Raw genomic sequence first — 16,565 nt, forward strand, 5'->3', positions numbered from 1 at the left:
GCCTTACTCTGCTGGAGTAGCAGCAGGCTTCTTGCCGAAAGCACCAAAGCGATCTGCGAAGCGCTGTACACGGCCGCCGGTGTCCAGAGTTTTCTGCTTACCGGTGTAGAACGGGTGGCACTCGTTGCATACGTCAGTACCCAGTGGCTTGCACAGGTTCGAGCGAGTTTCGAACTTGTTGCCGCAGCTGCAGGTCACTTCGATGGTTTCGTACGCTGGATGGATATCGGCTTTCATGGTGACTTCCTCGGGCTAGCGTGCCGCCACTCGACACTATTGTCGAATACCGCACGTAATTAGGCCGCGGATTCTACCAGACCTTTTTAAACGCGCAAGCGGCGACACCCATCGCGTGTCAACATAAAAGCACCTTTCATCAGAAAACTGGCGGCTACCCCAAGCCTCCCCCGGTCTGCTAGGCTCCCGCCCCTGCGCCACCGCCTGCCTTTATAGATGAGACCTCTCGCGTGCCCGACGCCATTTTGCGCCTAGCCCTGCCCTCGCCCCTGCGCCGCCTGTTCGACTACCGAGCCCCGGCCGGTGTGCTGCGTGCGCAGTTGCAGCCGGGCATGCGCGTGCGCGTGCCGTTTGGCCGTCGAGAGATGATCGGCATCCTGGTGGAAGTCGCCGACCACAGTGAAGTGCCGGCCGAGAAGCTCAAGCCGGCCATCGCCATGCTCGATGCCACGCCGCCGTTGCCGCCCGCGCTGTTCAAGCTGTGCCTGTGGACCGCCCAGTATTACCAGCACAGCCTCGGTGACACGTTGAGCTGGGCACTGCCGGTGCTGTTGCGCCAGGGTGAACTGGCCGAAACGCGCCAGGAACGCTTCTGGTCGACGGTGCCCGGCGCACGCCTCGACGACCCACGCATCGCCCGCGCCCCGCGCCAGCGTGAAGCCCTGGCAACCCTGGCCCAGCACCCCCATGGCGTCGCCCATCAGCTATTGAGCAAGCTGATGCTGAGCAAGGACAGCCTCGACCTGTTGCTGGCCAAGGGCTTGGTGCAGGTGGAAATCCGCAGGCACGCCCCCGACCCGCGCCACGAACACTGGCTGGCCCAGCCCGAACTGCCGCTGAACCCTGAACAACGCGCCGCCTATGAAGCGATTCGCGCAGGTTTCGACAGCTTCCATGCGTTCCTGCTGGCGGGCGTCACCGGCAGCGGCAAGACCGAAGTCTATTTGCAGCTGATCCGCGAAACCCTGCAGGCCGGCAAACAGGCACTGGTGCTGATCCCCGAGATCAACCTGGGCCCGCAGACCCTGGCGCGCTTCGAACAGCGTTTCAATGCGCGCATCGCCCTGGTGCACTCGGCGGTCAATGACCGTGAGCGCCTGGAGTCGTGGCTGGCGGCGCGGGATGGCGAAGCCGACATTATTATCGGCACCCGCTCGGCGCTGTTCACGCCGATGAAAAACCCCGGGCTGATCATCATCGACGAGGAACACGACGGCTCCTATAAGCAACAGGAAGGCCTGCGCTACCACGCCCGCGACCTGGCGCTGGTGCGCGCACGCCAGGAAGACATCCCGATTGTGCTGGGCTCGGCCACACCCTCCCTGGAAAGCCTGCACAATGCCTACACCGGTCGTTACGGGCTGCTGCGCCTGAACGAGCGCGCCGGCGGCGCCAAGCAACCCCGTTTCCTGCGCCTGGACGTAAAAAGCCGGCCGCTGGACAGCGGCATTTCCGGGCCGATGCAACAAGCCATCGGCCAGACCCTGGCGGCCGGCCAGCAGGTCTTGGTGTTTCTCAACCGCCGAGGCTTTGCACCGACGCTGCTGTGCCATGACTGCGGCTGGATGTCCGAGTGCGAGCGTTGCGATGCGCGCATGACCGTGCACCAGCGCCATGGCGAACTACGTTGCCACCATTGCGGCCATGTGGAACGTGTACCGCGCCATTGCCCGCAGTGCGGCAAGGTCGACCTGCGCCCGGTGGGTGCAGGCACCGAGCGCGCCGAGGAGCGCCTGGGGATTCTGTTCCCGGACTACCCGGTTTTGCGGGTCGACCGCGACAGCACCTCGCGCAAGGACGCGATGAACCAACTGTTCGCCACCATCCAGAAGGGCCAGCCGTGCATCCTCGTGGGTACACAGATGCTCGCCAAAGGGCACCACTTCCCACGGGTGACCCTGGTGTCGATCCTGGATGCCGACGGCGGCCTGTTCTCCGGCGACTTCCGCGCCAGCGAGCGCATGGCGCAGTTGATCGTGCAGGTCGCCGGCCGCGCCGGGCGTGCCGAAGAGCCGGGCAAGGTGATTATCCAGACCCACCTGGCCGACCATCCGCTGCTGATTCAACTGACCGAACAAGGCTACTTTGCCTTCGCCGAACAGGCGCTGAGCGAACGTCGCTCCGCCGGCCTGCCGCCCTTTGCGCACCTGGCGCTGTTGCGCGCCGAAGCCCATAAACCAGGGCAGGCCGAGGGTTTTCTGGATGAAGCCTGCAGCGCCGCCGAACGCTTGCTCGGCGAGCTGGGGCTGAGCGGCATCGAACTGCTCGGACCGGTACCCGCGCCCATGGAGCGTCGTGCCGGGCGTTATCGTGCCCAGCTACTCTTGCAGGCCACGTCCCGCGCACCGTTGCATCGGCTATTAAGTAGCTGGTTACTTGCGCTGGAGCAAATGCCCAGTGGCCGCCAGGTGCGATGGTCGTTGGATGTAGACCCGGTAGATTTGTATTAAGCCTGGCCATAGGTCCCGCGAAGGTTGGCAAGCCCGCCCTCGCCACGGATAATGCCCAGTTTTTCCACCTGCGCATCGCGCGCCGCCGCTTGCGGTCGAAAGAGAACACCATGAAAGACACCATTCGCCAGCTGATCCAACAAGCCCTCACCCAACTCGTCAACGAAGGTGTGTTGCCTGAAGGCCTGACGCCGGCGATCCAGGTGGAAAACACCCGCGACAAGACCCACGGCGACTTCGCCAGCAACATCGCGATGATGCTGTCCAAGCCGGCCGGCATGAAACCGCGCGACCTGGCGGAAAAAATCATCGCCGCGCTGCCTGCCGACGAGAGCGTTACCAAGGCCGAAATCGCCGGCCCGGGCTTTATCAACTTCTTCCAGAACACCCAGGCCCTGGCTTCACGCCTGGATGCGGCACTGGCCGACGCCAGGATCGGCGTGCGCAAGGCCGGCCCGGCTCAGCGCGTGGCCATCGACCTGTCGGCGCCCAACCTGGCCAAGGAGATGCATGTCGGTCACCTGCGCTCGACCATCATCGGCGACGGCGTGGCCCGGGTACTGGAGTTTCTCGGCGACACCGTGATCCGCCAGAACCACGTGGGCGACTGGGGCACCCAGTTCGGCATGCTGATGGCCTACCTGCAGGAAAACCCGATCACCAGCAACGAGCTGTCGGACCTGGAGAACTTCTACCGCGCCGCCAAGAAGCGTTTCGACGAATCCGAAGAGTTCGCCGACCGCGCGCGCGGCCTGGTGGTCAAGCTGCAAGCCGGCGACAAGGAATGCCTGGAACTGTGGGGCCGCTTCCGCGAGATCTCGCTGTCCCACTGCCAGGAAATCTACGAACTGCTCAACGTCAAGCTGACCATGGCCGATGTAATGGGCGAAAGCGCCTACAACGACGACCTGATCAACGTGGTCAACGACCTCAAGGCCAAGGGCCTGTTGGTGGAGAGCAACGGCGCGCAGTGCGTGTTCCTCGAAGAATTCAAGACCGCCGACGGCGAGCCGCTGCCGGTGATCATCGTCAAGGCCGATGGCGGCTACCTCTACGCCACCACCGACCTCGCGGCCGTGCGCTACCGTAGTGGCGTGCTCAAGGCCGACCGTGCGCTGTATTTCGTCGACCAGCGCCAGGCCTTGCACTTCCAGCAGGTGTTCGAAGTGGCACGTCGCGCCGGTTTCGTCACCCATCCGATGCACATGGAGCACATGGGCTTCGGCACCATGAACGGCGCCGATGGCCGCCCGTTCAAGACCCGCGACGGCGGCACCGTCAAGCTGATCGACCTGCTCAACGAAGCCCAGGACCGCGCCTACAACCTGGTGAAGGAAAAGAACCCGGAGTTGGCGGAGGCCGACCTGCGCAATATTGCCCGCGTGGTGGGTATTGGCGCGGTGAAATACGCCGACCTGTCCAAGCACCGCACCAGCGACTACAGCTTCAACTTCGAACTGATGCTCAACTTCGAGGGCAACACCGCGCCGTACCTGCTGTACGCCTACACCCGCGTGGCCGGTGTGTTCCGAAAGCTGGGCAAGGACTTCAGCGAAGTCGAAGGCCGGATCGTGCTGGACGCGCCCCATGAACAGGAGCTGGCCGCCAAGCTCGCGCAGTTCGGCGAAGTGCTGAACAGCGTCGGCGAGAAAGGCACGCCGCATATCCTGTGCACCTACCTGTACGAAGTCGCCGGGTTGTTCTCCAGCTTCTACGAGAACTGCCCGATCCTCACCGCCGACGACGAAGCCCAGAAGCAAAGTCGCCTGCGCCTCGCCGCACTGGCTGGACGGACCCTCAAGCAAGGCCTGGAACTGTTGGGCCTGGAAACTCTGGAGCGTATGTAAGTTGGCTGCCAAGAAAAAACCTGCACCCAAGCGCGGCGCCAGCCGCTACCAGGCCCCGGCGAAGAAGCCGATCCCGGGTTGGTTGTGGATGGCGATCGGCCTTACGGTCGGCGCGTTCATTGTGTTCCTGATGAAGCTGGACCCAGGCCAGGGCGATGACGTCAAACGGGTCAAGCAGGAACAGCAGAAGGCCACGAAAATGGCTGAAGCCAACAAGACTGCGCCGAGCCCGACGGCACCGGTAAAGCCGAAGTACGATTTCTATACGCTGCTGCCGGAATCGGAAGTGATCGTGCCGCCTGACGCCGTGCCGGAGAAAACCCTGCCGACGCCGCAAGTGCCGACCACCCCGGTAACCCCTGCGGAAGCGGCGAAAATCGACACGGCGCGGGCCCAGGCGGCGTTGGCCGGGATTACTCCGCCGCCAGCACCACCGGTTGCCGAAACCAAGGCCGCGCCGGTGACCAAGTTCTTCCTGCAGGCGGGCTCGTTCCCGAAGCAGGCGGATGCGGATCGTGTGCGTGCGCAGATCATTCTGCTGGGCCAGACGGTGACGGTGGAGTCCGGCACGGTGAAGGACGCAACCTGGTATCGCGTGCTGGTGGGGCCGTTCAGCAACCGCGAACAGCTGACCGTGGCGCAGAAGCAATTGGCCGGCGCCGGGTTTAGCAACCTGTTGTTACAACAGCGCCAGAGCCGCTGATTCAAACTCAACACCGATCAAAATGTGGGAGGGGGCTTGCCCCCGATAGCGGTGTATCAGTCACCGAAAATATTGACTGATCTACCGCCATCGGGAGCAAGCCCCCTCCCACATTTGGTTTTGCTGCGCCCTGAAATGTGTGTCAGACCGATAAACACCACTCGTCCGCCTTAAACCCCCACGGTTGAAATCCCCCCCGCCACCCCCATATGAGTTTCCATCAGGGCATTTTCGCCCCGCTGCGTGGAGACTCTCCCCTTGACCACCATCGTTTCAGTACGTCGCCACGGCAAAGTCGTCATGGGCGGCGACGGCCAGGTTTCCCTGGGCAATACCGTGATGAAAGGCAACGCCAAGAAAGTCCGTCGCCTGTACCACGGCCAGGTCCTCGCCGGGTTTGCCGGTGCCACCGCCGACGCCTTCACCCTCTTCGAGCGTTTCGAAGGCCAGCTGGAAAAACACCAGGGCCACCTCGTACGCGCCGCGGTCGAACTCGCCAAGGAATGGCGCACCGACCGCTCCCTCAGCCGCCTGGAAGCCATGCTGGCCGTCGCCAACAAAGATGCGTCCCTGATCATCACCGGTAACGGCGATGTGGTTGAGCCTGAACATGGCCTGATCGCCATGGGCTCCGGCGGTGGTTATGCACAAGCCGCAGCCAGCGCACTGTTGAAGAAAACCGACCTGTCGGCCCGCGAAATCGTCGAGACTGCCCTGGGCATCGCCGGCGACATCTGCGTGTTCACCAACCACAACTTCACCATTGAGGAGCAGGACCTCGCCGAGTAAGCCGTAGGCTTATTCCCGCTTGAGGCCGCCAAACACTATGTCCATGACTCCCCGCGAAATCGTCCATGAACTCAATCGCCATATCATCGGCCAGGACGATGCCAAGCGCGCGGTTGCCATCGCGCTGCGTAACCGCTGGCGCCGGATGCAACTGCCCGAAGAATTGCGCGTTGAAGTAACACCGAAGAACATCCTGATGATCGGCCCGACCGGCGTCGGTAAAACCGAGATCGCGCGACGCCTGGCCAAGCTGGCCAACGCGCCGTTCATCAAGGTCGAAGCGACCAAGTTCACCGAAGTCGGCTATGTGGGCCGCGATGTCGAGTCGATCATTCGTGATCTGGCCGACGCTGCCCTGAAGCTGCTGCGCGAGCAGGAAATGACCAAGGTCAGCCACCGCGCCGAAGACGCCGCCGAAGAACGCATCCTCGACGCCCTGCTGCCACCGGCGCGCATGGGCTTCAACGAAGACGCCGCACCGGCCTCGGATTCCAACACCCGCCAGCTGTTCCGCAAGCGCCTGCGTGAAGGCCAGCTGGATGACAAGGAAATCGAGATCGAAGTCGCTGAAGTCTCTGGCGTCGACATTTCCGCACCGCCTGGCATGGAAGAAATGACCAGCCAGTTGCAGAACCTGTTCGCCAACATGGGCAAGGGCAAGAAGAAAAGCCGCAAGCTCAAGGTCAAGGACGCGCTGAAGCTGGTGCGCGATGAAGAAGCCGGACGCCTGGTCAACGACGAAGAGCTCAAGGCCAAGGCCCTGGAAGCCGTTGAGCAGCATGGCATCGTGTTTATCGACGAGATCGACAAGGTCGCCAAGCGCGGCAACTCCGGCGGCGTCGATGTATCCCGCGAAGGTGTGCAGCGCGACCTGCTGCCGCTGATCGAAGGCTGCACCGTCAATACCAAGCTGGGCATGGTCAAGACCGACCACATCCTGTTTATCGCTTCGGGTGCGTTCCACCTGAGCAAGCCAAGCGACCTGGTGCCCGAGCTGCAAGGCCGCCTGCCGATTCGCGTAGAGCTCAAGGCGCTGACCCCCGGCGACTTCGAGCGCATCCTCAGCGAACCCCATGCGTCGCTCACCGAGCAGTACCGTGAGCTGCTGAAAACCGAAGGGCTGGGCATCGAGTTCCTGCCGGACGGCATCAAGCGCCTGGCGGAGATTGCCTGGCAGGTCAACGAGAAGACCGAGAACATCGGTGCGCGCCGCCTGCACACCTTGCTTGAGCGCCTGCTTGAGGAAGTGTCCTTCAGCGCCGGCGACATGGCCGGGGCGCAGAATGGCGTAGCGATCAAGATCGACGCCGACTACGTCAACAGCCACCTGGGTGAATTGGCGCAGAACGAGGACTTGTCACGGTACATTCTGTAAGCCGCAAGCTGTAAGCTACAAGCCGCAAGTTGAGCACATTCAACTCGCAGCTTGTAGCTTGCAGCCCAAGGTGTCCCCAATGCCGAAATTCCCCACCGCTGTTAATTTGCACAAAACCTCCAACACCCTCGGCCTCACCTATGGGCCCGACGAGGTCTACCAGTTGCCCGCCGAACTGCTGCGGGTGCATTCGCCTTCCGCCGAGGTCCAGGGGCACGGCAAACCCATCCTGCAATTCGGCAAGCTCAACGTGCGCCTGACCAAGATCGAACCGGCCGGCCAGTACGCACTGAAATTGACCTTCGACGATGGCCATGACAGCGGACTGTTCACCTGGGACTACCTCTACCAATTGGCCGTGCGTCAGGACGCGTTGTGGGCCGATTATCTTGCCGAGCTCAAGGCAGCCGGCAAAACCCGCGATCCGAGCGAGTCGGTCGTGCGGCTGATGCTCTAGTCCAGGCTTCTTGCTCTTTAGAGGGCATTTTCTAATTTCATCTGCTTGAATGCCCTGTCGCGTGGCCAACGATTGGCCCGCTTGCGAAAAAAATTAAACTCGGGTAACCAATGGAACTGGCAAGTTCCCTGCATTTGACGATGCGGTATCAACGGTCACCCGAGTCGCAGTACCTGGCTTGTGTTGTGTATCGAAACCTGGTGCGCAGCGGTACCCGGTACTCGTCTTTCGGACAATGGAGCGTCGTAGATGAGTAACAAGAACAACGATGACTTGAAACGCCAGGCCTCGGAAAACACCCTGGGGCTTAACCCGATCATCGCGTTACGTAAAAAGGATTTACTGGCCTCGGCCAAGATGGTGCTGACCCAAGCCATCAAGCAACCGTTGCACAGCGTCAAGCACGTCGCCCACTTTGGCGTTGAATTGAAGAACGTGATGTTCGGCAAATCGCAGCTGCAACCCGAAAGCGATGACCGTCGCTTTCACGACCCAGCCTGGAGCCAGAACCCGCTCTACAAACGCTACCTGCAAACCTACCTGGCGTGGCGCAAGGAACTGCACGACTGGATCGGCGACAGTAACCTGTCGGACCAGGACATCAGCCGCGGCCACTTCGTGATCAACCTGATGACCGAAGCCATGGCTCCTACCAACAGCGCGGCCAACCCGGCGGCGGTCAAACGCTTCTTTGAAACCGGCGGCAAGAGCCTGCTCGACGGCCTGTCGCACCTGGCCAAGGACATGGTGCACAACGGCGGCATGCCGAGCCAGGTCAACATGGGCGCGTTCGAAGTGGGCAAGACCCTGGGCATCACCGAAGGGGCGGTGGTATTTCGCAACGACGTGCTGGAGCTGATCCAGTACAAGCCGATCACCGAACAGGTGCACGAACGCCCGTTGTTGGTGGTACCGCCGCAGATCAACAAATTCTATGTATTCGACCTGAGCCCGGAAAAGAGCCTGGCGCGCTTCTGCCTGCGCAATGGGCAGCAGACCTTTATCGTCAGTTGGCGCAACCCGACCAAGGCCCAGCGCGAATGGGGCCTGTCGACCTATATCGAGGCGCTCAAGGAAGCGGTCGATGTAGTCACGGCAATCACCGGAAGCAAGGATATCAACATGCTCGGCGCCTGCTCCGGCGGAATCACCTGCACCGCCCTGCTGGGCCACTACGCGGCGCTGGGTGAGAAGAAGGTCAACGCCCTGACCCTGCTGGTGAGTGTGCTGGACACCACCCTGGACACCCAGGTGGCGCTGTTCGTGGATGAGCAGACCCTGGAAGCGGCCAAGCGCCACTCCTACCAGGCCGGCGTGCTGGAAGGCCGCGACATGGCCAAGGTGTTTGCCTGGATGCGTCCCAACGACCTGATCTGGAACTACTGGGTGAACAACTACCTGCTGGGCAATGAGCCGCCGGTGTTCGACATCCTGTTCTGGAACAACGACACCACGCGCTTACCGGCGGCGTTCCATGGCGACCTGATCGAACTGTTCAAAAACAACCCGCTCGTGCGCGCCAATGCCCTGGAAGTGTGCGGCACGCCGATCGACCTCAAGCAGGTCACGGCCGACATCTATTCACTGGCCGGCACCAACGACCACATCACCCCCTGGCAGTCGTGCTACAAGTCGGCACAGCTGTTTGGTGGCAAAGTGGAATTCGTGCTGTCGAGCAGCGGGCATATCCAGAGCATCCTCAACCCGCCCGGTAACCCCAAGGCGCGCTACCAGACCAGCGACAGCCTGGCGGGCAAGCCACTGGAGTGGCAGGAGAATGCGACCAAGCACACTGATTCGTGGTGGTTGCATTGGCAGGTGTGGCAAGCGGAACGTGCGGGCAAGCTGAAGAAGGCACCGACGGTATTAGGCAACAAGACGTACGCCGCAGCCGAAGCGGCGCCGGGTACCTATGTGCATGAACGCTAGTCCTGTAGGAGCGAGCTTGCTCGCGAAAGGCTCAAGATCAACACGGGACATCAGCTATCCCGCGTTATCGTTGACGACCTTCGCGAGCAAGCTCGCTCCTACAAGGGATTGAAGTACCTATCGAAGGGTTCCCCCATGCCGCAACCGTTCATCTTCCGTACCATCGACCTGGATGGCCAGACCATCCGCACGGCGGTACGCCCGGGCAAGCCCCACTTGACGCCGTTGCTGATCTTCAACGGCATCGGCGCCAACCTTGAGCTGGTGTTTCCGTTCGTCCAGGCCCTGGACCCGGACCTGGAAGTGATCGCCTTCGATGTGCCGGGCGTGGGTGGTTCCTCGACGCCCAACCGACCCTATCGATTTCCCGGCCTGGCCAAGCTCACCGCACGCATGCTGGACTACCTGGACTATGGCCAGGTGAATGCGGTGGGCGTGTCCTGGGGTGGCGCGTTGGCGCAGCAGTTTGCCTATGACTACCCGGAGCGCTGCAAGAAGCTGATCCTGGCGGCGACCGCTGCCGGGGCCTTTATGGTGCCGGGCAAGCCGAAGGTGCTGTGGCTGATGGCGAGCCCCCGGCGTTATATCCAGCCGTCCCACGTGGTGCGCATTGCACCGATGATTTATGGCGGTTCGTTCCGCCGCGATTCGAAACTGGCCGCCGAGCACGCGAGCAAAGTGCGCTCGGCCGGCAAGCTGGGCTACTACTGGCAACTGTTCGCGGGGTTGGGCTGGACCAGCATCCACTGGCTGCACAAGATCCGCCAGCCCACCCTGGTGCTGGCCGGGGACGACGACCCGCTGATCCCGCTGGTCAACATGCGCATGCTGGCCTGGCGCATTCCCAACGCACAGTTGCACATCATCGATGACGGCCACCTGTTCCTGATCACCCGGGCTGAAGCCGTGGCGCCGATCATCATGAAGTTTCTCGAGGAGGAGCGCATGCGGGCCGTGATTCACCCGCGACCAGCGGTGTAAGGAGCACACCGCCGCGCAACTTGCCGAGAACCGACTATGGTTCTGAATTGGCGTGCCTGTTGATGGCTTGACGAAGGAGTGTTGGCTCATGCGAGAAAGACCCGTGACGAACCCGGCGCCCACCCCTGCCGCGTTCATCAACGCACAAAACGCGATCACCGGCCTGCGCGGTCGGGATTTGCTGTCGACCTTGCGCAGCGTTGCCGCCCACGGCTGGCGCAACCCGGTGCATACCGCCCGTCATGCCCTGGCCCTGGGCAGTCAACTGGGTCGTGTGCTGCTGGGTGAGACCGTGCACGAGCCCAACCCACGGGACAGCCGCTTCAGCGACCCGACCTGGACGCTCAACCCGTTCTACCGACGCAGCCTGCAAGCCTATTTGAGCTGGCAGAAGCAGACCCGCCAGTGGATCGATGACAGCTCACTGAGCGCCGACGACCGCGCCCGCGCACACTTTGCCTTCGCCTTGATCAACGACGCCGTGTCGCCCTCCAACACCCTGCTCAACCCGCTGGCCGTCAAGGAGCTGCTCAACTCCGGCGGCAACAGTGTGGTGCGCGGCGTGAGCAACCTGTTCGACGACCTGCTGCACAACAACGGCCTGCCGCGCCAGGTGAGCAAACAGGCCTTTGAAGTCGGCAAGACCGTGGCCACCACCCCAGGCTCGGTGGTATTTCGCAATGAGCTGCTGGAGTTGATCCAATACAAGCCCATGAGCGAAAAACAGTACGCCAGGCCGCTGCTGATCGTGCCGCCGCAAATCAACAAGTACTACATCTTCGACCTGAGCCCGGCCAATAGCTTCGTGCAGTACGCCCTCAAGAACGGCCTGCAGACCTTCATGGTCAGCTGGCGCAACCCTGATGTACGCCACCGCGAATGGGGCCTGTCCACCTATGTGGCGGCGCTGGAGGAAGCGCTCAATGTCTGTCGGGCCATCACCGGCGCCCGCGAGGTCAACCTGATGGGCGCCTGCGCCGGTGGCCTGACCATCGCCGCCCTGCAAGGCCACTTGCAAGCCAAGCGCCAGCTGCGTCGTATCTCCAGCGCCAGCTACCTGGTGAGCCTGCTGGACAGCCAGATCGACAGCCCCGCCATGCTGTTCGCCGATGAGCAAACCCTCGAGGCGGCCAAGCGTCGTTCCTACCAGCAAGGAGTGCTGGACGGCCGCGACATGGCCAAGGTGTTCGCCTGGATGCGCCCCAACGACCTGATCTGGAACTACTGGATCAACAATTACCTGCTGGGCAAGAAACCGCCGGCCTTCGACATTTTGTACTGGAACAACGACAACACGCGCCTGCCCGCCGCACTGCATGGCGACCTGCTCGATTTCTTCAAGCACAACCCGCTGAGCCATCCCGGCGGCCTGGAAGTGTGCGGCACGCCCATCGACCTGCAGAAGGTCACGGTGGACAGCTTCAGCGTGGCCGGGATCAACGACCACATCACGCCGTGGGACGCGGTGTATCGCTCCACGCAATTGCTGGGTGGCGAGCGGCGCTTCGTGCTGTCCAACAGCGGGCATATCCAGAGCATCCTCAACCCGCCGGGCAACCCCAAGGCCAACTACGTCGAAAACCCCAAGCTGAGCAGCGACCCGCGTGCCTGGTACTACGACGCCAACCACGTCGAAGGCAGTTGGTGGCCGCAGTGGCTGGCGTGGATCCAGCAGCGCTCGGGCGTACAGCGCGAAACCCTCACCGCCCTGGGCAACCAGAACTATCCACCGATGGAAGCGGCGCCCGGCACCTACGTGCGAGTGCGCTGAGCTCAACGATCAGATTAAGAAGACTGGATGAAGACCCGCGACCGTATCCTTGAATGTGCCTTGCAGTTGTTCAACCAGAAGGGCGAGCCGAACGTGTCGACCATGGAGGTGGCCAATGAAATGGGGATCAGCCCCGGCAACCTCTACTACCACTTCCATGGCAAGGAGCCACTGGTGCTCGGGCTGTTCGAGCGCTTCCAGGGCGAATTGGCGCCGCTGCTCGACCCGCCGGCGGACGCGCAACTGCAGGCCCAGGATTACTGGCTGTTCCTGCACCTGATCGTCGAACGCATGGCCCAATACCGGTTTTTGTTCCAGGACCTGTCGAACCTGGCGGGGCGCCTGCCGAAACTGGCCAAGGGCATTCGCAACCTGCTGACCGCACTCAAGCGCACCCTCGCGTCCTTGCTGGCGCGCCTGAAGGCGGACGGGCAACTGGTCAGTGACACCCAGGCGCTGGGCCAGTTGGTGGAGCAGATCACCATGACCCTGCTGTTCTCCCTGGACTACCAACGCATTCTCGACCGTGAGGGCGAGGTGCGGGTGGTGGTGTATCAGGTCATGATGCTGGTGGCGCCGCATCTGCTACCTGCGGCGCGGCAGGCCACGGAGCGATTGGCGCTGCGCTATCTGGACGATCATGTTTAAGCATTATCCGAAAACCTGCGGCTGACATTTGAGCCGAATCAATCAAACTCCCCGAATTGCTGGGTAAACTTGAACAACTCACTGTCATTCTTGATTCCCAATTTTCTATAAGCCGATTGTTTCTGCGTACTGATCGTACTCGCACTGCGTGAGAACTTTGCGGCAATCGAATTCACCGACATTCCATCCAGAAAACACCGCAGCACCTCCTGTTCTTTAGGCGTAAGACAGGCGTGCAAGCGCAACGGCGTTGCATAGTCCATTTTCGACTTCATACTCACGACTTCCAGCATTGACTGCATGCCCTGCAAAGCAGGCACCATGCAAGGCTGCAGATAAATTCGACCTTGGGCGACGGTTCGAATAGCCGTGATCAACTCCGTCAGGTTCTGGGTTTTACCCAGGATTCCCCAACAGCCAGCCTTCAGCGACAGTGATACGGTAGCGGGCGTGTAATGCGAACAGACAATCAACGGCCGGCACTGGCTGAAGCGCCGGTTCAGCGCTTGTATAAGACTCAGGCCATCGTTGTCCGAAGGGGCCAGGATGAAGTCCATTACCACCACATCCGCCGGACGCCGCGCAAGGGCTTCCAGTAATTCCTTGGCCGTCCCGAAAGAGCCGACCACATGGAGGTCGGCCTCGTTGCTCAACCCCAACTCGATCCCCTGCCGAAGCATCGCATGGTCATCTAGCAGCATGACGGTATACGTGGTGGATATTGAAGTAGGCATAAATAAACCCGCATAAGTAAATACAACACCGCAACATTATTCGCTGCTGCGAGCACGGTATACCCTGCCCCATCAAGGGATCAACATAGCGGGGCAATAAGCGTTACCCCTTCAGCAACATCCTACAGATAATTCCCAGTACTACAGACAATTCCTAAGTTAACTCGATTATTTTTCGAACTATCACGAGATAAAACTCGCCACTTCGCTATAGATGCCATCTGGCACTGCACGCCAAATTATATAACCGCCATTAGAGACTAGTTCGAAACGAACTACAGGTGCTGCTTTTTACCTGTGGCGGCTCTCGTTTATTAAAATCACGACCGGAATCATCATGAAATTTACCGCTATCTCCACCGCTGCAACACTGCTTGCCCTGACGGCTGCGTTATCACGGCCCGCATTCGCCACCAACGACGGGGTCATCAACTTCACGGGGTTGGTGACCGATGTGACCTGCACCGTCGAGGGTGCCGCACCTGGCACAGGCGCAGTGGTCAAGGACGTCAACCTGGGCGGCGTCTCTGCTTCACGCCTGGCAACCGCTGGCAGTCGCGCCAACCTCACCGGTTTCACCATTCGCATTGGCGGGCCCGGCGAAGGCAGTTGCACCAACGGCCGCACGGCCATGGTGGCTTTCGACCCAACCAGCCCAGCCATTGACGTCGCTACCGGCCGCTTGAACATCGACGGCTACGACGACCCTTCCGACACCACCAACGCCAAGAACGTACAGGTCGAAGTCACAAACCGCGACGGCTCGCCGATCAACGTCTACACCGAAAAATCCGAGGGCGTTGTGATCGCCGATAACCAGGCCATTATCCCGCTGGCAGCCCAAATGTACGCCAGCGGCGCCGCAACCGAAGGCACGGTGAAAACACGCGTCGGCTTCCTGGTCGAATACGCCGAGTAAGGGATAACACGTCTGCACACGCAGACCTCGAACCCAGGACCTGCAACTGCGTTGCGGGTCCGCCCCCAGACTCGAAGAGACTTCAAATGATTAAAAGAATGGCCCGCCGTGCTCTCGCCACCTGTGCCCTCGGGCTGCTGTCGCTGCACGCGCTCAACGCCCATGCCGGCATCATTGTCCATGGCACACGCGTGATCTACCCCGCTGAGCAGCAGGAGGTCGTTGTACGCCTGGAGAATAAAGCCGATCGTCCGGCATTGGTACAGACCTGGCTGGATACGGGCGACCGAAACTCGACACCAGCGACTGCACGGACTCCGTTCACCCTCTCACCGCCGATGTTTCGCATCGAACCGCACCAACAACAGGCATTGCGCCTGCGTTATTCCGGCGCCCCGTTGCCTACTGATCGCGAAAGCCTGTTCTGGTTGAACATATTCGAAGTGCCGCCGACTTCCGCCGACGCCGCGCAAAACAACCAGATCGAATTGTCGTTTCGCACTCGCTTGCGGGTCTTCCTGCGCCCACAAGGATTGCCATACCCCGTCAGCAGCGCGGCAACCAAACTGCAGTGGAAACTGGTCCCCCATAACCATGGGTTCGCCCTGCAAGCGACCAACCCCACGCCCTACCATATTTCGCTGGCATCGGTCGCGTTGCTGAGCGAAGGCAAACGGTTCAACAAGGCGCCGAGCCAGGCGGCCAATGACGGTCTGTTATTGCCGGCCGGAGACATGAAACTGTTTGCATTGCCCCAGTTGCGTATTCGTCCCAACGGCAGCCCCCAGGTCGAGTTCGTTTCCGTCAGCGATTTTGGCGCCCGCGTGCAGCACACGGCGGCTGTCACCCTTTCGTCCGCAGGATAACCCGCAGCATGAACGCGACTTTGATCTCACATTGGCTAACCAGACTCAGCCTGTTGACGCTTGCACTGATCTGTCCCGTCATGGCGCAGGCAAGCGTTGTGATCAGCAGCACACGGATCATCTATCCGCAACAGGACAAGGAAGTCACAGTAAGGCTGGAAAGCAAGAATCAGGTACCCGTCCTGATGCAGGCATGGCTGGACAAGGGTGACGAGCACTCTACCCCGGACGCCGGCGGAATCCCCTTTGTTGTCACGCCGCCGATCTTTCGTATCGAGCCAGGCCGGCAACACGTCGTGCGCCTGGCATACACCGGCGAAACGCTGCCGTCTGCGCAGGAAAGCCTGTACTGGTTCAACTTACTCGAAGTGCCTTCGCAGGCCCAAGATGCCGACCAGGGTAACCAGTTGCAACTTGCCTTCCGCTCCAGGATCAAGGTGTTTCTCCGACCGCCCAGCCTGCCCTTTGCGGCCGAAGCCGCGCCGGCCAAATTGCAGTGGCGCAGCGTAACCACCGAGCACGGCCCGTCACTGGAGGTCTATAACCCGACCCCCTATTACGTGAATTTCGACAAGATCGAAGTGGTCGCGAAGGGGCAGCGCCATGCGCGCAAATCCGCCGCATCGAGCGGAGGCAATATGGTGGCGCCCGATAGCCGCAACCACTTCCAGATTGCAGGGCTTGCGTCGTTGCGTACGGCCGAGATGACCGTGGAGTTCCAGACGCTCGACGACTTCGGGCTCACGATCCAGCACAGCGCCAAGGTGTCGCCATGATCGCCCCACCCTGAGTTCATCAGGGTCCAGTCCCTGCCTCTCGAGGTTGATTGACCCGCCGCAGCACAAATCAAACACGTCCG

Annotated in this window: 15 protein-coding genes; 13 read left to right on the plus strand and 2 right to left on the minus strand. The window is 61.3% G+C overall.

What is annotated here, in order from left to right; genetic code table 11:
• Window positions 1-3: 3 nt before the first annotated feature.
• On the minus strand, window positions 4-237 hold the full coding sequence (rpmE, locus tag PspCFBP13509_RS04895) for a 50S ribosomal protein L31 (protein WP_005784030.1): 234 nt from the start codon (window positions 235-237) through the stop codon (window positions 4-6).
• 230 nt (window positions 238-467) lie between these two features.
• Here rpmE and PspCFBP13509_RS04900 point away from each other — a divergent pair, with 230 nt between their 5' ends.
• The 10 genes from PspCFBP13509_RS04900 (at window position 468) to PspCFBP13509_RS04945 (ending at window position 13,187) form a co-directional block, all read left to right on the plus strand.
• Complete coding sequence (locus PspCFBP13509_RS04900; protein ID WP_074848484.1) at window positions 468-2,687, plus strand: primosomal protein N'; 2,220 nt, start codon at window positions 468-470, stop codon at window positions 2,685-2,687.
• A gap of 110 nt (window positions 2,688-2,797) precedes the next feature.
• Window positions 2,798-4,534 carry an arginine--tRNA ligase gene (argS, locus tag PspCFBP13509_RS04905; protein ID WP_027605013.1) on the plus strand — a complete coding sequence of 579 codons (1,737 nt, stop codon included), beginning with the start codon at window positions 2,798-2,800 and terminating at the stop codon, window positions 4,532-4,534.
• Window position 4,535: 1 nt separating this feature from the next.
• On the plus strand, window positions 4,536-5,237 hold the full coding sequence (locus tag PspCFBP13509_RS04910) for an SPOR domain-containing protein (RefSeq protein ID WP_027605014.1): 702 nt from the start codon (window positions 4,536-4,538) through the stop codon (window positions 5,235-5,237).
• 258 nt (window positions 5,238-5,495) lie between these two features.
• Window positions 5,496-6,026 (plus strand): ATP-dependent protease subunit HslV, encoded by a 531-nt coding sequence (gene hslV, locus PspCFBP13509_RS04915; RefSeq protein WP_010563201.1) that lies wholly within the window; start codon window positions 5,496-5,498, stop codon window positions 6,024-6,026.
• A 37-nt stretch (window positions 6,027-6,063) separates the two neighbouring features.
• Window positions 6,064-7,401: an ATP-dependent protease ATPase subunit HslU gene (gene hslU / locus PspCFBP13509_RS04920; RefSeq protein WP_027605015.1), complete on the plus strand. Its 1,338-nt coding sequence runs from the start codon at window positions 6,064-6,066 to the stop codon at window positions 7,399-7,401.
• A gap of 79 nt (window positions 7,402-7,480) precedes the next feature.
• On the plus strand, window positions 7,481-7,858 hold the full coding sequence (locus PspCFBP13509_RS04925; protein WP_065925716.1) for a gamma-butyrobetaine hydroxylase-like domain-containing protein: 378 nt from the start codon (window positions 7,481-7,483) through the stop codon (window positions 7,856-7,858).
• 249 nt (window positions 7,859-8,107) lie between these two features.
• Entirely contained in the window at window positions 8,108-9,787 is a 1,680-nt protein-coding gene (gene phaC, locus PspCFBP13509_RS04930) for a class II poly(R)-hydroxyalkanoic acid synthase (protein WP_065925717.1), read from the plus strand.
• Between the two features lie 135 nt (window positions 9,788-9,922).
• Window positions 9,923-10,768, plus strand: a complete 846-nt coding sequence (gene phaZ, locus PspCFBP13509_RS04935) for a poly(3-hydroxyalkanoate) depolymerase (protein ID WP_027605018.1) — start codon at window positions 9,923-9,925, stop codon at window positions 10,766-10,768.
• A gap of 88 nt (window positions 10,769-10,856) precedes the next feature.
• The gene (gene phaC, locus PspCFBP13509_RS04940) at window positions 10,857-12,539 is read left to right on the plus strand and encodes a class II poly(R)-hydroxyalkanoic acid synthase (protein ID WP_065925718.1); all 1,683 of its coding nucleotides are present in this window, start codon (window positions 10,857-10,859) and stop codon (window positions 12,537-12,539) included.
• A 27-nt stretch (window positions 12,540-12,566) separates the two neighbouring features.
• Entirely contained in the window at window positions 12,567-13,187 is a 621-nt protein-coding gene (locus tag PspCFBP13509_RS04945) for a TetR/AcrR family transcriptional regulator (RefSeq protein WP_065925719.1), read from the plus strand.
• A gap of 38 nt (window positions 13,188-13,225) precedes the next feature.
• On the opposite strand, the gene PspCFBP13509_RS04950 is transcribed toward PspCFBP13509_RS04945, so the two are convergent.
• Window positions 13,226-13,888: a response regulator transcription factor gene (locus PspCFBP13509_RS04950; protein WP_065925846.1), complete on the minus strand. Its 663-nt coding sequence runs from the start codon at window positions 13,886-13,888 to the stop codon at window positions 13,226-13,228.
• A 370-nt stretch (window positions 13,889-14,258) separates the two neighbouring features.
• Between PspCFBP13509_RS04950 and PspCFBP13509_RS04955 the strand changes: the two genes are divergently transcribed.
• From PspCFBP13509_RS04955 to PspCFBP13509_RS04965, 3 genes are all read left to right on the plus strand, one after another.
• Window positions 14,259-14,840, plus strand: a complete 582-nt coding sequence (locus tag PspCFBP13509_RS04955; RefSeq protein WP_065925847.1) for a fimbrial protein — start codon at window positions 14,259-14,261, stop codon at window positions 14,838-14,840.
• 98 nt (window positions 14,841-14,938) lie between these two features.
• Entirely contained in the window at window positions 14,939-15,706 is a 768-nt protein-coding gene (locus PspCFBP13509_RS04960) for a fimbrial biogenesis chaperone (protein WP_242001053.1), read from the plus strand.
• Between the two features lie 8 nt (window positions 15,707-15,714).
• Window positions 15,715-16,482: a fimbrial biogenesis chaperone gene (locus PspCFBP13509_RS04965; RefSeq protein ID WP_137211643.1), complete on the plus strand. Its 768-nt coding sequence runs from the start codon at window positions 15,715-15,717 to the stop codon at window positions 16,480-16,482.
• The last annotated feature ends 83 nt before the right edge of the window (window positions 16,483-16,565 follow it).

The organism is Pseudomonas sp. CFBP13509 (genome assembly GCF_005233485.1).
Taxonomy (GTDB): domain Bacteria; phylum Pseudomonadota; class Gammaproteobacteria; order Pseudomonadales; family Pseudomonadaceae; genus Aquipseudomonas; species Aquipseudomonas marginalis.

What these genes read in the sequence shown, in the direction of transcription:
- PspCFBP13509_RS04960 (WP_242001053.1), top strand. Translation starts at nt 14,939, where the DNA reads ATGGCCCGCCGTGCTCTCGCCACCTGTGCCCTCGGGCTGCTGTCGCTG.
- PspCFBP13509_RS04925 (WP_065925716.1), top strand. Translation starts at nt 7,481, where the DNA reads ATGCCGAAATTCCCCACCGCTGTTAATTTGCACAAAACCTCCAACACC.
- rpmE (WP_005784030.1), bottom strand. Translation starts at nt 237, where the DNA reads ATGAAAGCCGATATCCATCCAGCGTACGAAACCATCGAAGTGACCTGC.
- PspCFBP13509_RS04945 (WP_065925719.1), top strand. Translation starts at nt 12,567, where the DNA reads ATGAAGACCCGCGACCGTATCCTTGAATGTGCCTTGCAGTTGTTCAAC.
- PspCFBP13509_RS04955 (WP_065925847.1), top strand. Translation starts at nt 14,259, where the DNA reads ATGAAATTTACCGCTATCTCCACCGCTGCAACACTGCTTGCCCTGACG.
- PspCFBP13509_RS04965 (WP_137211643.1), top strand. Translation starts at nt 15,715, where the DNA reads ATGAACGCGACTTTGATCTCACATTGGCTAACCAGACTCAGCCTGTTG.
- hslU (WP_027605015.1), top strand. Translation starts at nt 6,064, where the DNA reads ATGTCCATGACTCCCCGCGAAATCGTCCATGAACTCAATCGCCATATC.
- phaZ (WP_027605018.1), top strand. Translation starts at nt 9,923, where the DNA reads ATGCCGCAACCGTTCATCTTCCGTACCATCGACCTGGATGGCCAGACC.
- PspCFBP13509_RS04950 (WP_065925846.1), bottom strand. Translation starts at nt 13,888, where the DNA reads ATGCTGCTAGATGACCATGCGATGCTTCGGCAGGGGATCGAGTTGGGG.
- argS (WP_027605013.1), top strand. Translation starts at nt 2,798, where the DNA reads ATGAAAGACACCATTCGCCAGCTGATCCAACAAGCCCTCACCCAACTC.
- phaC (WP_065925717.1), top strand. Translation starts at nt 8,108, where the DNA reads ATGAGTAACAAGAACAACGATGACTTGAAACGCCAGGCCTCGGAAAAC.
- phaC (WP_065925718.1), top strand. Translation starts at nt 10,857, where the DNA reads ATGCGAGAAAGACCCGTGACGAACCCGGCGCCCACCCCTGCCGCGTTC.